16 protein-coding genes are annotated in these 14,387 nt (G+C 42.8%); 12 read left to right on the forward strand and 4 right to left on the reverse strand.

Going from position 1 to position 14,387, the window contains the following annotated elements; all coding sequences use genetic code 11:
- The first annotated feature begins 8 nt into the window (after positions 1–8).
- The 5 genes from NST85_RS12335 to pduL all read left to right on the forward strand — a co-directional run bounded on the left by NST85_RS12335 (position 9) and on the right by pduL (position 4,869).
- A complete protein-coding gene (locus tag NST85_RS12335) occupies positions 9–269 on the forward strand; it encodes a stage V sporulation protein S (protein ID WP_127191716.1) in 261 nt (86 codons plus the stop codon).
- A 96-nt stretch (positions 270–365) separates the two neighbouring features.
- Complete coding sequence (locus NST85_RS12340) at positions 366–1,310, forward strand: dipeptidase (RefSeq protein WP_341189428.1); 945 nt, start codon at positions 366–368, stop codon at positions 1,308–1,310.
- Between the two features lie 237 nt (positions 1,311–1,547).
- Positions 1,548–3,311: a 2-oxoacid:acceptor oxidoreductase subunit alpha gene (locus NST85_RS12345; RefSeq protein WP_341189429.1), complete on the forward strand. Its 1,764-nt coding sequence runs from the start codon at positions 1,548–1,550 to the stop codon at positions 3,309–3,311.
- Positions 3,311–4,177 carry a 2-oxoacid:ferredoxin oxidoreductase subunit beta gene (locus NST85_RS12350; RefSeq protein ID WP_341189430.1) on the forward strand — a complete coding sequence of 289 codons (867 nt, stop codon included), beginning with the start codon at positions 3,311–3,313 and terminating at the stop codon, positions 4,175–4,177. Before NST85_RS12345 ends, NST85_RS12350 begins: the two co-directional genes overlap by 1 nt.
- A gap of 119 nt (positions 4,178–4,296) precedes the next feature.
- Positions 4,297–4,869: a phosphate propanoyltransferase gene (gene pduL, locus NST85_RS12355; protein WP_307399684.1), complete on the forward strand. Its 573-nt coding sequence runs from the start codon at positions 4,297–4,299 to the stop codon at positions 4,867–4,869.
- Positions 4,870–4,944: 75 nt separating this feature from the next.
- Here pduL and spoVAD read toward each other — a convergent pair whose 3' ends face one another.
- Genes spoVAD through NST85_RS12370 form a run of 3 tightly spaced genes read right to left on the reverse strand, consistent with a single transcriptional unit; the run spans position 4,945 to position 7,311 of the window.
- Positions 4,945–5,949 (reverse strand): stage V sporulation protein AD, encoded by a 1,005-nt coding sequence (gene spoVAD / locus NST85_RS12360; protein WP_341189431.1) that lies wholly within the window; start codon positions 5,947–5,949, stop codon positions 4,945–4,947.
- Position 5,950: 1 nt separating this feature from the next.
- On the reverse strand, positions 5,951–6,439 hold the full coding sequence (gene spoVAC / locus NST85_RS12365) for a stage V sporulation protein AC (RefSeq protein ID WP_127191710.1): 489 nt from the start codon (positions 6,437–6,439) through the stop codon (positions 5,951–5,953).
- Positions 6,440–6,450: 11 nt separating this feature from the next.
- On the reverse strand, positions 6,451–7,311 hold the full coding sequence (locus NST85_RS12370; RefSeq protein WP_307399679.1) for a DUF421 domain-containing protein: 861 nt from the start codon (positions 7,309–7,311) through the stop codon (positions 6,451–6,453).
- Between the two features lie 175 nt (positions 7,312–7,486).
- Between NST85_RS12370 and NST85_RS12375 the strand changes: the two genes are divergently transcribed.
- Positions 7,487–7,693: a DUF1657 domain-containing protein gene (locus NST85_RS12375; protein WP_127191708.1), complete on the forward strand. Its 207-nt coding sequence runs from the start codon at positions 7,487–7,489 to the stop codon at positions 7,691–7,693.
- A gap of 108 nt (positions 7,694–7,801) precedes the next feature.
- Here NST85_RS12375 and NST85_RS12380 read toward each other — a convergent pair whose 3' ends face one another.
- Positions 7,802–8,248: an NUDIX hydrolase gene (locus NST85_RS12380; protein WP_341189432.1), complete on the reverse strand. Its 447-nt coding sequence runs from the start codon at positions 8,246–8,248 to the stop codon at positions 7,802–7,804.
- A gap of 189 nt (positions 8,249–8,437) precedes the next feature.
- Here NST85_RS12380 and miaB point away from each other — a divergent pair, with 189 nt between their 5' ends.
- The 6 genes from miaB (at position 8,438) to NST85_RS12410 (ending at position 14,265) form a co-directional block, all read left to right on the forward strand.
- On the forward strand, positions 8,438–10,045 hold the full coding sequence (gene miaB / locus NST85_RS12385; protein ID WP_341189433.1) for a tRNA (N6-isopentenyl adenosine(37)-C2)-methylthiotransferase MiaB: 1,608 nt from the start codon (positions 8,438–8,440) through the stop codon (positions 10,043–10,045).
- Positions 10,046–10,101: 56 nt separating this feature from the next.
- Complete coding sequence (locus tag NST85_RS12390) at positions 10,102–10,554, forward strand: RicAFT regulatory complex protein RicA family protein (protein WP_127194898.1); 453 nt, start codon at positions 10,102–10,104, stop codon at positions 10,552–10,554.
- 97 nt (positions 10,555–10,651) lie between these two features.
- Positions 10,652–11,059: a PaaI family thioesterase gene (locus tag NST85_RS12395; protein WP_307399670.1), complete on the forward strand. Its 408-nt coding sequence runs from the start codon at positions 10,652–10,654 to the stop codon at positions 11,057–11,059.
- A 119-nt stretch (positions 11,060–11,178) separates the two neighbouring features.
- Positions 11,179–11,961 carry an NUDIX domain-containing protein gene (locus NST85_RS12400; protein WP_127194897.1) on the forward strand — a complete coding sequence of 261 codons (783 nt, stop codon included), beginning with the start codon at positions 11,179–11,181 and terminating at the stop codon, positions 11,959–11,961.
- A 57-nt stretch (positions 11,962–12,018) separates the two neighbouring features.
- Entirely contained in the window at positions 12,019–12,570 is a 552-nt protein-coding gene (locus NST85_RS12405; protein ID WP_341189434.1) for a cysteine hydrolase family protein, read from the forward strand.
- 240 nt (positions 12,571–12,810) lie between these two features.
- A complete protein-coding gene (locus NST85_RS12410) occupies positions 12,811–14,265 on the forward strand; it encodes a nicotinate phosphoribosyltransferase (protein WP_127194895.1) in 1,455 nt (484 codons plus the stop codon).
- The last annotated feature ends 122 nt before the right edge of the window (positions 14,266–14,387 follow it).

Genomic DNA, 14,387 nt, shown 5'->3' on the forward strand with positions numbered 1-14,387 from the left:
TACTTACTATGGATGTATTAAAAGTTTCAGCAAAATCCAATCCCAACTCCGTTGCGGGTGCGTTAGCTGGGGTGTTAAGAGAACGTGGCAATGCCGAACTTCAGGCTATCGGGGCTGGCGCTCTTAACCAAGCCATCAAAGCAGTAGCGATCGCTCGAGGATTTGTAGCGCCAAGTGGAGTCGATTTGATTTGCATTCCGGCATTTACTGATATTGTGATTGATGGTGAGGATCGTACGGCAATGAAATTAATCGTCGAACCTAGATAAAGAACTCAATAATGACAATGATACCTGTTTACGATTGTAGACAGGTTTTTTTGTGTTCAGGGGCATAATAATCCTATTTTTCTAGGAGGGATAGAAATGGGGTATAAGGTAGTAGATTTTCACTGTGATGCTCTATGTAAAATGCAACTTGATCCTAAGCTTGATTTCGGCGAAGATCGTAAATTGGATGTCTCGCTGAAGACAATGACTCAGGGAGGAGTCATGTTGCAGTGTTTCGCTATTTTTGTATCACAGTCTCTTGGTAAGCCTAAAATAGGACATATATTGGAACAAATCGATATTTTTCATCAGAAAGTTGTGACAAAAGGAATCAGCCCTATTCGTACCGCGGAGGATCTAGTGTCGCTCGAGCAAACGGGAGGTAGGGGAGGGATTCTCTCTATTGAGGGGGCGGATGGCCTCGAAGCCAATATGTTTTATGTACGGTTGTGTTATGAGCGTGGAGTTCGATTTCTCGGCTTAACATGGAATTTCTCTAATTGGGCTGCAGATGGTATCATGGAAGTAAGGAATGGTGGCTTCACACCACAGGGTGTGGAACTAGTTAAGGTTTGTAATGAGCTGGGGATTACGTTAGACGTTTCTCATCTATCACAAAAGGGATTCTGGGAACTGGTCGAACTCGCTACAGAGTCCGGGCGGCCCTTTATTGCGTCGCATTCCAATGCCTATCAAGTTTGTGCTCATGCGCGTAACTTACGAAACGAGCAAATAAAAGCGATAATTTCGTTAGACGGCCGGATTGGTCTGACGTTTGTCCCTTGGTTTGTAAAAGAAGGAAAACATCCCTCAAGCAAAGATTTATTGCTTCATATTGAACATATCTGTTCACTTGGTGGTGAACATACGTTGATGTTCGGTTCGGATTTTGATGGTATCGAAACTTATCTTAGCGATTTGAAGCATTCAGGAGATTATGCCAGATGGGTAGAAACACTACTCGTACACTATCCAGAAAACCTTGTAAGGCAATGGTTGTACGGAAATGCAGTCTCATTTTTAAAAATTTGGCTCCCTTAAGCAAAAGAAAGCGCTTTAATCAATGTCATTACGAGAACGGTATGATCGAAAACTACTATATGAAAAGGGGCTAGAAAACGCTTGCTTTTTATTGTTTTCCGACATAAAATTGACATGACTCAGAAACAAAATGTTCACAATTACAGGGAGACAAAATGATTTTTTTATGAGTCTATATTCTAGCGGCATTATATTTCTATTACTTTTATCGCGATACGAGTAAAGGGGTGGGCGATCTTGATTAGTCAATTGTCTTGGAAGATCGGTGGTCAGCAAGGGGAAGGCGTTGAAAGTACAGATCGGATTTTTTCGACGGCTTTGAACAGATTGGGATATTTTTTATATGGTTATCGACATTTTTCTTCCCGTATCAAAGGCGGTCATACAAACAACAAAATCCGGATTAGTACCAAGCCGATTCGTGCAATTTCCGACGACTTGGACATCCTAGTCGCTTTTGACCAAGAAAGTATCGATTTAAACGCACGTGAACTTCGAAGCGGTGGGGTCATCGTCGCAGATGCGAAGTTTAGTCCAACTGTACCTGAAGGTGTAAAGGCTACTCTATTCTCTGTACCGATTACAAGCATTGCAGAAGAACTCGGTACTTCACTCATGAAGAATATGGTCGCTTCCGGTGCATCATGGGCCTTACTGGGTCTACCGATTGAGGTATTTAATAAAGCGGTGCAAGAAGAATTTGGTCGTAAAGGATTAGCGATTGTAGAGAGGAATATCGAAGCGGTGAAACGTGGCGCAGAATTTGTGCTTGAGCTTGCCGGTGGACCGATCGAAGGCTTCAAGCTTGAGCCGGCTGATGGTAAACCAAAGATGTTCATGATCGGTAACGACGCCATTGGACTCGGTTCAGTTGCTGCGGGATGCCGGATTATGAGTGCATACCCGATTACACCTGCTACAGAAATTATGGAATATTTAATTAAAAGACTTCCGAAGTTTGGTGGAACCGTAATCCAAACGGAAGATGAGATTGCTGCAATTACGATGGCTATTGGATCAAGTTATGCCGGTGTGCGGACTATGACAGCATCAGCTGGCCCTGGTTTGTCTCTGATGATGGAGGCAATTGGTCTGGCAGGTATGACAGAGACCCCAGTCGTTATTGTTGACACACAGCGCGGTGGTCCTAGTACAGGACTTCCTACAAAGCAAGAGCAAAGCGATATCAATGCGTTGATCAACGGTACACACGGCGAAATACCAAAGATTGTGCTTGCTCCAAGCTCCATTGAAGAATGCTTCTATGATACGATTCAGGCGTTTAACTTGGCTGAGAAGTATCAGGTTCCTGTCATTCTGGTAACGGATCTTCAACTTTCCTTAGGTAAACAATCTTGCGAAATGCTGGATTATAACAAAATAAATATTGACCGCGGTTATATTGTTAAGGATATTCCTGAACGCGAAGATAAGAGCATGTTCAACCGTTATGCCGTTACTGAGAATGGCATATCGCCTCGTGTTCTTCCAGGTGAGAAGAATGGGATACACCATGTTACTGGTGTCGAGCATGATGAGTCTGGTCGTCCTTCAGAAAGTCCAACTAATCGCAAGAAAATGATGGATAAACGCCTTCGCAAATTGAATAAGTTACAAGTGAATGATCCGATACATCTGCAGGCGCCACATCTTGATCCAGAAATTCTAATTATCGGTATGGGATCTACGGGCGGCACAATTGATGAAGCTCGTCGACGCTTGGAAGAAGAAGGGGTCGAGACTAACCACATGACGGTTCGGCTGTTGCATCCTTTTCCAATCAATGAAGTGTTACCACAAATCGAAAAAGCCAAAAAAGTACTTGTCTTGGAGAACAATGCAACGGGTCAGTTAGCTAACTTGATCAAAATGAACGTTGGTCATCACGACAAAATCGTGAATGTGCTTAAATATGATGGTAATCCGTTCCTTCCTTCGGAAATTTATAGCGAGTGCATGAAGGCAGCGCATAATAAATCACAGGAGGAGTTGGTTAAGTAATGGCAACCTTTAAAGAGTTTCGTAACAATGTCAAACCTAACTGGTGTCCTGGATGCGGAGATTTCTCTATCCAAGCTGCGATCCAACGGGCTGCTGCTAACGTAGGATTAGAGCCTGATGGGCTAGCTGTTATTTCAGGAATTGGTTGTTCGGGCCGGATCTCAGGTTATATCAATGCATATGGCCTTCATGGAATTCACGGGCGTTCACTACCTATCGCACAAGGAGTTAAGCTTGCAAACCGTGATCTGACGGTTATCGCTTCTGGTGGGGATGGGGATGGTTTTGCGATTGGGATGGGTCATACTATCCATGCGATCCGCCGTAACGTCAATATTACGTATATAGTTATGGATAATCAGATATATGGCTTGACTAAGGGCCAAACTTCTCCACGTAGTGGAGAGGGCTTCAAGACGAAGAGTACACCTGAAGGATCGATTGAATCCACATTGGCACCACTGGAAATAGCTCTCTCGGCTGGAGCGACCTTTGTAGCCCAATCCTTCTCAAGTGATCTGAAACAATTGACTTCTTTGATTGAGCAGGGGATACAACATGAGGGATTCTCGTTCATCAACGTGTTCAGCCCTTGCGTCACCTTCAACAAAGTCAACACGTACGACTGGTTCAAGGAGAATATCATCAATCTGGACACGATTCCAGATTACGATCCAACAAATCGTCTGGGAGCTATGACGAAGCTGATGGAGACGGGGAGCATGATCACCGGACTTATCTATCAGAACAAAGAGCGTAAGTGCTACGAGGATCTCATCCATGGCTTCCGTCAGGAGCCACTGGTTAGTCAACCACTAGTATTATCGGAGAGTGAGTTTGACAATCTTGTTGCAGAATTCAGATAATTTAGCAAAAGGTGTCCGTTTATTGCGGATGCCTTTTTCATTTTAGGTGCATTAGGTGTATAATGAGATTGATGTGAATCGTCATCGACATAGAGAATATACGAGGAGTGTTTGCAAAAATGAGTAAAACAGTACCAGTCGGCGTTTCTGCACGTCATATCCATTTGACACAGGAACATATTGAAGCTTTGTTTGGACAAGGCTATCAGCTTACAGAATTTAAACCATTATCCCAACCTGGACAATTTGCTGCTAATGAAACAGTGGCTGTCGTTGGACCAAAAGGACAATTCGACAAAGTTCGTATTTTGGGACCAGCTCGTCCATCATCACAACTTGAAATTTCCCGTACGGATTCTTTTGCAATCGGCGTAAAAGCTCCAGTTCGTGAATCAGGTAATATTGATGGAACTCCAGGTGTCCTTCTAAAAGGACCAGCAGGTGAAGTTCAATTGGAGCAAGGCGTTATCATTGCCGCTCGTCACATTCACTTCCATACGTCTGATGCAGCAAAATGGGGCATTCAAGATAAACAAATGCTCAAAGTTCGCCTTGGAGGCGAACGTGGATTAGTATTAGAGAATGTTGTTGCCCGCGTTTCTGATTCTTTCGCTTTGGATATGCATATTGATACGGATGAAGCGAATGCTGCCGGTGCTAACAATGGCGATACAGCTGAAATCGTAGAATAATAAGTTTAATAACGAAAGAGACGAGGATTTATATCCTCGTCTCTTTTTGTTTATATGCAAATGCGTTAAGCGTGCTCACCGCTCAATGGAGACTGCATGAGCGATACAAGGAATACTCTCACCTTGTTGGAATGATATGGGGGAGAGCAAGGCGCCTGTTGCGACGACTAGGATTCGCTTCAGATCGCCCTTACGAATCCGGTTTAATAGATGTCCGTAAGTGACGACTGCAGAACAGCCGCAGCCACTTGCGCCGGACTGAACTTTTTGTTTGTTATAATCGTAGATCATCATTCCACAATCTTTATAGGTGGTTTCCTCCATCGGAATGTGATGTCTTTTGAGTAAATCCTCGGCGATTTCATACCCGACTTTAGATAAGTCTCCTGTCACAATCAGATCATAATGGGAAGGCTTGATTTGTAGATCGCGAAAGTGAGCCTCAATCGTATCAACTGCAGCAGGTGCCATAGCTGCGCCCATATTAAACGGGTCGGTAATTCCCATGTCGATAACCCGGCCTATAGTAGCTGAAGTTACGGAGGGTCCTTCTCCTTCAAGCGACACTACAGCCGCTCCTGAGCCAGTCACCGTAAATTGTGCTGTAGGGGGCTTTTGTGAGCCATATTCCGTAGGATAGCGGAATTGCTTCTCTACGCTTGCATTATGACTGCCAGTTCCAGCTAACGCATATTTGGCCCCATTGTGGTTGACGATAAAAGATGCCAGTGCCAAACTTTCCATGGACGTCGAACATGCACCAAACATGCCGATATAAGGGATGCTAAGCGTCCGGGCAGCAAAGCTACTACTAATGATCTGATTCATCAGATCCCCACCAAAGTAAAACTGGATCTGTTCTTTAGTTAACCTTGCCTTTTCTATCGCTAATTGGGTGGATTCTTCGAGGAGTACTCTCTCCGCTTTCTCCCAACTATCCTGTCCTAAATACAAATCTCCATGGATGATATCGAAATCATTGGCCAGTGGTCCTTGACCCTCAAATGGGCCAACTACTGTTGCAGTACTTATAATTTTCGGCTTTTTCTCAAATATCCAGCTTTGATGTCCTTTGAGCATCTTAGTGGCCACCTCCCGCAAAGCCCGGGACGAATAGAGCATAAATCAAGCCAATGATAAATGCGGCCACTGTTCCAAAGACGATAACCGAGCCTGCTAGTTGGAACATACCAGCGCCAACGCCTAGAACTAAACCTTCAGCTCGGTGCTCTATGGCAGAAGACGCCATCGAGTTGGCGAATCCCGTGACAGGAACGGCAGACCCAGCTCCGGCCCATTGTGCGATTTTATCGTATACACCTAGACAGGTCAGTATAACCGACAAGATGATAAGAACAGCAACAGTGGGGTCGGATGCTGTCTTCTCAGTAAAGCCACCGTAAGTTATGAAAGCCTTGCGAATGCACTCTCCCAGCAGACAAATGAATCCGCCGGATAAGAAAGCACGGAGACAATTGACTGCTACAGGTCGTTTTGGCTCACGTGAACTGGCCAATCGTTGGTATTGTTGTTGTGTTGGAGTGAGTTTCTTGCTCTTCTTGTTTGACATGCTCAGGCCTCCTATTGTGACAATATGGGCTTAACTTCATCAATTACTTGTTGCAGCTTTGTAGAGCAAGTCCCATACATCGCTTTGACGGCGGGATCTTGTGTTGAGAGGGCGAACATTTCGAGATCAGCCTCACACTTTTTGATTTGCGCTAACAAGGATGCTTTTACTTGGGGTTCGGGAACTTGAACGAGATCATCGTACAAATCGACAAATAATTGACCGTATCCGTCAACTTGGGCAAGATAGACATTGTCTAATGAGACGCCTATTTTTTCTAATTCGGTATTGAGCCATTGTCTGTTTAATTTCAATGTTGAAAGTGGTTCATCCATAATTTCTCCATCCAGAATAACGGCCTGCGGTTCAGGTTCTGGGGATACTTTAATACCAAGGTGAGAAGGTGTTAGGGGTTGATATTCATTTTTGAGTAATGCATTAATTTCTCCATCTGGCTCCATGACGGCAAATTCTACTTCAGCGGCTTTGAAAATACTCTTTTTCCGAAGCTGCTCAAGTAAATCTTCATTCGTCAGACGTTCCTTTTTCAGATTATCCTCGAGGATTTTGCCATCTTTAATCAGTACGGTCCCCTTACTGTCAATCAAGTTTCTAGCTTTCTTACTTTTCATTTGTAGAATTTCAATACCAAGGGAGACAAGTACCCACACGCCCATAGAGATCAGTCCAAGGTACCAATCTGTATTGATGTCAATGGATACGTAAGCAGTAATGCTGCCGAGGGTTATCCCTGTGATATATTCAAAGAACGACAACTGGGATATTTGTCTTTTCCCTAGAAGGCGGGTTAGACCGAATAAGACAACAACAGAAACCAATGTTCGAATAATAACTTCTAGCCATTGCGGCATGTCCATACTCCTTTCGATTAGAACTTTTAACATACGAGTAATCCAATTGTGCGCATATCTCATGTTTTTTACTAAAATAAAAAATGGAAATAGTGAAGTTGAATCTTTTATGAAATAGCAGGACAAATTATAGTGCGCAAGAAAAGATCCCTAAAAACAAAAGGTGGTGATATTTTTGACAGTAGCATCCCAAGTTAAAACGACGTTGGCATCATTAAAAAGTGCTCAAGCGAGTCTTGAGACCTTCGCACTTGGTACAGAAAATAAAGAGGCAAAAACTATGTTTACGAATTGTGCCGAACAAACACAACAAATCGTAACGCAGGTGGAGAGCCGGGTACAACAACTAGAAAATGAGGAGCCTCAATACAAAGGTTTCTAATTATCAATAGTTGAGTATCTCGACGTGCCCCTATATAGACATCAAAAGAGCTGCCCCCAAAGTAGAAAACTCTACTGAAGGGACAGCTCTTTTTTACTGCATAAATAATTAAATTAGATCATGAATGACATCAAGAGATACTGTGCAATTATTGTTAACATCCTTAATGATCTTTCTGATAAGTTTGCCATTGCGCAGTTCATCATCGCTCAATTCAGCAATTTCATGAGGGGACAACCATTTTGCATTTACTATTTCCTCATTATCAAATTTTAGATCTCCGCCTATAACATCACCAGTGAAGCCAAACATGATAACTTGTGTATCTGCTTCGCTAACAAAATTATAAATACCGGTTAATCCAGAGAGGGTAATCTGATACCCTGTTTCTTCAGCAACCTCTCTCACAACAGCGTCAGCTAATCTTTCATTATTTTCTAATCTACCACCTGGGAGATTCCATAATCCGTATATGTGATCTTTGCCTTCTTGAATCATTAGAACTTTATTGTTATGTATAATCAGACAACTTACTACTGTAATCAAACGGACCACATCTTCCCTATATATTTAAAATAGTCTCGAAAATTATACCATGAAAAGTGGTGCCGATTGCCTTTCTATATATAGGGACAGTATTTTAAAATTTGTAATACATGGATTGCGTCAAAGCCTTATGTTATAATTTTATATTAGCAAAGTACAAAATTGCAGAGCTCTATCACATAAAGGACGTGAACAAATATGACTAAGGAGAACCCAAACTCACCGGACTTAAAATCCGGCAAGGGTTCGAAGGATTACTCCAAGTATTTTGATTTTTCGGATGCAAAAGTAATCTCAGAAGAAGACGGCAAGACCACTTATCGGATTAAGGGACGTACGGTACAAATCAATTCGAACCCGGATTACAAAGAGGGTAAACGAAGAGGGAAGCAAGAAATTGAAGTGATTAACTTCGAAGATACCGATACTCACGAACTGATGGAACAATTTAGACAAATGAACCTTCAACGTCAACATTATTATTCTATAGCGACCTATGGTTGTCAGATGAATGAGCATGATACGGAGACAATGAAGGGTCTACTAGAACAAATGGGCTATCAGTCTACAGAAGATCGCAAAGAGGCGGATATTATCCTGCTTAATACTTGTGCGATTCGGGAGAACGCAGAAGACAAGGTGTTTGGCGAACTGGGTCATCTAAAAGTATTGAAGACAGAGAAGCCAGGTTTGTTACTTGGGGTATGCGGATGCATGTCACAAGAAGAAAGTGTTGTGAATCGGATACTGCAGAAGCATTCATTCGTCGATATGATCTTCGGAACGCATAATCTGCATCGTCTACCGCAACTAATCCAAGGGGCATTATTTAGTAAGGAATTGGTTGTTGAAGTATGGTCCAAAGAAGGCGATATCATTGAGAATTTGCCGAAGAAACGTGAAGGCATGCGTGCATGGGTTAACATTATGTATGGCTGCGATAAGTTCTGTACATATTGTATTGTTCCATTTACTCGTGGTAAGGAACGCAGCCGTCGACCTGAAGATGTGATCGCCGAGGTAAGGGAATTGGCGCGTCAAGGATTCAAGGAAATTACCTTGCTTGGTCAGAATGTCAATGCGTACGGTAAGGATTTTACAGATATTCAGTACTTGTTCGCTGATCTAATGGATGATATTCGCAAGATCGATATCCCGCGTGTCCGTTTCATGACCTCACATCCACGTGATTTTGATGATCATTTGATTGAGGTGTTGGCTAAAGGGGGTAACCTCGTAGAGCATATTCATCTACCGGTACAATCAGGTAGTACTGAGGTGCTGAAACGTATGAGCCGCAAGTATACACGGGAACATTATCTGAATCTTGTGTCAAGAATCAAGGCAGCAATTCCTAATGTAGTGTTAACGACGGACATCATTGTCGGCTTCCCAGGGGAGACCGAAGAACAATTTGCAGATACATTGTCCCTAGTACAAGAAGTCGGTTTCGATTTTGCTTATTCTTATATTTACTCACCGCGTGAGGGTACACCTGCAGCAGTAATGGAAGATAACGTACCTATGGAAGCTAAGAAGGAACGTCTTCAGCGGTTGAATGAGACGATCAATCAATATAGCCGGAAGAGTAATGATGGGGTACAGGGACAAATCGTTGAAGTGCTGGTTGAGGGAGAAAGTAAGAATAACTCAAATGTACTCGCAGGTCGTACTCGCAGTAATAAGCTGGTTCACTTTGAAGGAAGTAGTGATTTAATCGGAACCTTCGTCAAAGTAGAGATTACTGACCCGATGACGTGGTATATTAAAGGTAATATTGTACCGGAAGCGGTCATGCTGGCTTAATTATTAATTATGATGCCCAGGCCGTAAATCCGATTAATCGATAAGGGGAGAAGACCTTGGAACAACATAATGATCATACAGATTGCGGTATTCCAAAATTTAATTCTCGTGATCTAGTCATTCGCGGAGATATCATGTCCAAAGCTAAGGAACTCGCCGAATTGATCGGAACGAGCGAAGAAGTTCAGCATTTTCAAAAGGCAGAGCAATTGATTCAGCAGCATGAACGTGTACAAGCTCTGATCAGTACGATCAAGAAGAAGCAAAAAGAAGTAGTTGCATTTGAAAGCTTTCAGAATAAAGCGATGGTAGAGAAGATTGAAGGCGAAATGAATGAGCTTCAGGAGGAATTAGAAAGTATTCCTGTGGTTACTGAGTTTCAACAAAGCCAGAGCGATATTAATTATCTACTCCAACTTGTCATTTCTGTAATCCGAGATACCGTCTCGGAGAAAGTTAATGTGGAAGCTGGTAGTGCTCCTGAAACTACATCAGGATACGGCGAATAATAAAGGGGTGCGGAGATATATCTTCCGCACTTTTTGATGATTAACATCATGAATAAAGTAGATTTCTATCTACCTAAACAACATAGGGGGAACCTATATGGATATGGATTGGTCGGAAATTATGGCTCGAAGTGAGAAATCATTTTGGGGACTGCTTGGCTTGCGGATGTTGTCAGCAGACAGCAAGCTTGTAGAACTAGGATTAACGGTGAATGAATCGCATCTGAATTCAATGGGAATCGTACATGGAGGAGTTCTATCTTCCATGATGGATCAAGCTATGGGGACACTGGTCACGGCGATTAAGAATGGCAGCCAAGGAGTTACGACTCATTTGAATGTCAACTTCTTAAGTGCGATGCGTAGTGGTGAATTGATTGCTTCGGCCTATCCACTACATGAGACACACCGTACGATGACACTTCGCTCCGAGGTTCGTGGTGAAGATGGAACATTAGCGTGTATCTCGACAGCAACATTTCGCCTACCTCGAGATTCGAAGTAAACACGGGTTAATGATTAATTTAGATGATTTTGTATAACATCTTTAAGGTTATGAATATAAGGGAATGCCCAGCACCTTTGGGTGCGGACGTTATCAAATGACTGATGTGGTGATTGTTGATGAGCAAGGAACAGGATCAGAACAAACAAAATTATGATGTGAAGAAATACCGGACACCTGATGGCATACCAGCGGATATTGTTATGTTTACTCTGGCGAGACTCGAGCGTAAGGCAGCGACTAAATCGTTGCCTCGGTTTGAGCTTAAGGTCATGTTGATTCGGCGTAGAAGCTGGCCTTTTGCTGGCGCATGGGCGCTTCCGGGCGGATTCTCTCAGGAAGATGAATCGCTATTCGAGACAGCGAGAAGAGAGCTGAAGGAAGAAACAGGTGTTGATGATGGTCATCATCTAGAGTATCTTGGAGTCTATAGTAAGCCAGGACGAGATCCCCGTGGATGGATTATCTCTCACGCCTTCTCAGCACTTGTTGAGGAGTCGGTTCTAGAGAAACGTCAATCTGCGGATGATGCGCAAGAGGTTGGCTTATTTACCGTGAATGAGGCGCTTGAAGATTTGGATTTGGCATTTGATCATCGCGAAATATTGCAGGATGCTTACAAAAGAATTCAACAGCAGATGCTGCACACGACAATCGCTAAGCAATTTCTTCCTCCGCATTTTACATTGGGTGAATTGTACCAAGTTATTCAGACGGTTGTACCCGACTTTGCTGAGTTGAATTTCATCCGAAAAATTACCTCAACACGTAGTCGTCAAGGAATTTTGGAAGAGGTTCGTGACGAGAACGGTAAGGCTTTATTATCTAATCAGTACTCACAACGACCAGCACAGTTATATCGCTTTACGGACTATACACCGCAATTATCTATTTATACGTAGGTTGTTCTTGTCGTTACGCGTAGCACTTCATCTAAATTAATTAATGGGGTGAAATTCATGAAGGCACTTATCGTGATTGATTTCACGAATGATTTTGTAGATGGTAATCTTCCTGTAGGCGAACCCGCAATCGCGATTGCGGGCAATATTTGCCGATTGACTGAACTATATGTTGAGCATGGCGATTTTGTAGTCATGGCTGTAGATCTTCATGAACGAGAAGATAGTTGGCATCCCGAAAGTAAGCTATTTCCACCACATAATTTACGCGGTACAGAAGGCCGGGAATTATATGGAGATCTGGCTGAGGTGTATACTCGCCATGCTGATAAGGTATATTGGATGGATAAGACCAGATATAGTGCTTTTTGCGGTACTGACCTCGAAGTGAAACTCCGTGAGCGAGGGATAACAGAAGTGCATCTGATCGGTGTTTGTACGGATATTTGTATACTACATACAGCTGTAGATGCTTACAATAAGGGCTTTGCGATTACGGTTTATAATGATGCTGTAGCTAGTTTTAATCCAGAGGGCCATGTCTGGGCGCTGGATCATCTTCGTGGAAGTTTGGGTGCAAAGGTGACAGATAGTCATGATTGTGGCTGAACATTTTGCGTTATATAAGATGATACTAGCTACGAGGGCGAAATGATTCTGAAGAAGCTAAAAGCTTTCCTTGAGAAAGCTACATCGGAAGCTTGAGCTACGTTCGCCTTTGTCCCCGAATTTCAACCAATTCAACCATTCAATAAAGAAATTCGGGGACAACAGCGATCGTAAGAACATTTTGCCCACGTAGCCTAATTATACAAGAAAATATCAGGCAGCCAGAGAGGATGAGAGACGATGCAAAGTGAAAACTTGGCGCTACATACTGATAAATATCAAATTAATATGATGTACGCTCATTGGATTAATGGGACACATCTTCGTAAAGCGGTGTTTGAGGCTTATTTTCGTAAGTTACCTTTTGGTAATGGATTTGCTGTATTTGCTGGATTAGAACGGATTGTAAAGTACATCTCTAACTTGCGTTTCACTGAAGACGATCTGTCTTATCTGGCTAAGCAGGAGGAAAACTATAAACCGGAATTTTTGGAGTTACTACGGGATTTCCGTTTTAGAGGAACGATGCACTCCATGCAAGAAGGAGCTGTGGTTTTTCCAAATGAACCTTTAATTCGTATAGAGGGAACTATTTTGGAGACGCAACTGGTGGAGACGGCATTACTGAATTTTATGAATTTTCAAACACTAATTGCTACCAAAGCGTCTCGGGTCAAACGTGTAGCAGAGAATGATGTTCTGCTAGAATTTGGTACTCGCCGGGCACAGGAAGCCGATGCAGCGATTTGGGGAGCACGTGCAGCTTATATATCGGGATTCGATGCAACATCTAATATGCTAGCTGGTGAGATTTTTGGTATACCCACGAAAGGCACACACGCTCACTCTTGGGTTCAAATCTTTGATTCAGAGCTAGAGGCATTTGAAGTCTATGCTAAGGCCTTACCTGATCAAGTCTCGTTACTTGTGGATACGTTCGACACTTTGCAAAGCGGAGTACCCAATGCTATCAAGACAGCGAAGAAACTTGAAGCGATGGGCAAACGTTTAGGAAGTATCCGCTTGGATAGTGGAGACCTTGCCTATCTATCGATTAAAGCCCGCAAAATGCTGGATGACGCCGGTCTACCTTATGTAAAGATTGTTGCCTCCAATGATCTAGATGAGAATACAATCTTCAACCTCAAATCCCAGGGTGCTAAGATTGATATTTGGGGTGTTGGAACACAACTCATTACGGCTGCAGATCAACCTGCTCTTGGTGGTGTATACAAGCTAGTTGAGCGTGAGAAGGATGGCAAGATGGAACCGACGATTAAGATTTCGGGTAACCCAGAGAAAGTGACCTCACCTGGCAAAAAAGATGTACTACGGCTTATTAATCGAGATAGTGGCAAGGCAACCGCTGATTATATTTGCTTCACGCATGAGCAACATGCGCGTAGTGGAGGTAAACTTCGACTTTTTGATCCAGTGCATCCTTATATTAAAAAATCCGTAACAGATTATGATACGGTCTCCATGCTCCAACTTGTTTTTGATGAAGGTAAGTTGGTATACGACCTTCCAACCCTGGAAGAAATTCGTGAATTTCATCAACAGCAGCTTAATTTGTTCTGGCCTGAATATTTAAGAAAACTCAATCCAGAGAAGTATCGCATCAACTTGAGTCAGGAAGCTTGGGAATTGAAGCAAAAAATGATCGAGGATTATATGAACCTGCAAGAGGAATAATCTTAAGTAAATTAAGTGCACCTATAAAAGGTTGGTTACTAGGTCTAATAAGCCTATTAACCAACCTTTTATTATTTGAGCACATTTCCATTTTTCGGAATATACAAGCCTGGCAGACATAG

It is taken from the genome of Paenibacillus sp. FSL K6-2524 (assembly GCF_038005525.1).
Taxonomy (GTDB): Bacteria; Bacillota; Bacilli; order Paenibacillales; family Paenibacillaceae; genus Fontibacillus; species Fontibacillus anaericanus.

Bases quoted from the DNA above. Each gene is read 5' to 3' on its own strand.
- NST85_RS12335 (WP_127191716.1), top strand. From the start codon at position 9: ATGGATGTATTAAAAGTTTCAGCAAAATCCAATCCCAACTCCGTTGCG.
- NST85_RS12340 (WP_341189428.1), top strand. From the start codon at position 366: ATGGGGTATAAGGTAGTAGATTTTCACTGTGATGCTCTATGTAAAATG.
- NST85_RS12350 (WP_341189430.1), top strand. From the start codon at position 3,311: ATGGCAACCTTTAAAGAGTTTCGTAACAATGTCAAACCTAACTGGTGT.
- pduL (WP_307399684.1), top strand. From the start codon at position 4,297: ATGAGTAAAACAGTACCAGTCGGCGTTTCTGCACGTCATATCCATTTG.
- spoVAD (WP_341189431.1), bottom strand. From the start codon at position 5,949: ATGCTCAAAGGACATCAAAGCTGGATATTTGAGAAAAAGCCGAAAATT.
- spoVAC (WP_127191710.1), bottom strand. From the start codon at position 6,439: ATGTCAAACAAGAAGAGCAAGAAACTCACTCCAACACAACAACAATAC.
- NST85_RS12370 (WP_307399679.1), bottom strand. From the start codon at position 7,311: ATGCCGCAATGGCTAGAAGTTATTATTCGAACATTGGTTTCTGTTGTT.
- miaB (WP_341189433.1), top strand. From the start codon at position 8,438: ATGACTAAGGAGAACCCAAACTCACCGGACTTAAAATCCGGCAAGGGT.
- NST85_RS12395 (WP_307399670.1), top strand. From the start codon at position 10,652: ATGGATATGGATTGGTCGGAAATTATGGCTCGAAGTGAGAAATCATTT.
- NST85_RS12400 (WP_127194897.1), top strand. From the start codon at position 11,179: ATGAGCAAGGAACAGGATCAGAACAAACAAAATTATGATGTGAAGAAA.
- NST85_RS12405 (WP_341189434.1), top strand. From the start codon at position 12,019: ATGAAGGCACTTATCGTGATTGATTTCACGAATGATTTTGTAGATGGT.
- NST85_RS12410 (WP_127194895.1), top strand. From the start codon at position 12,811: ATGCAAAGTGAAAACTTGGCGCTACATACTGATAAATATCAAATTAAT.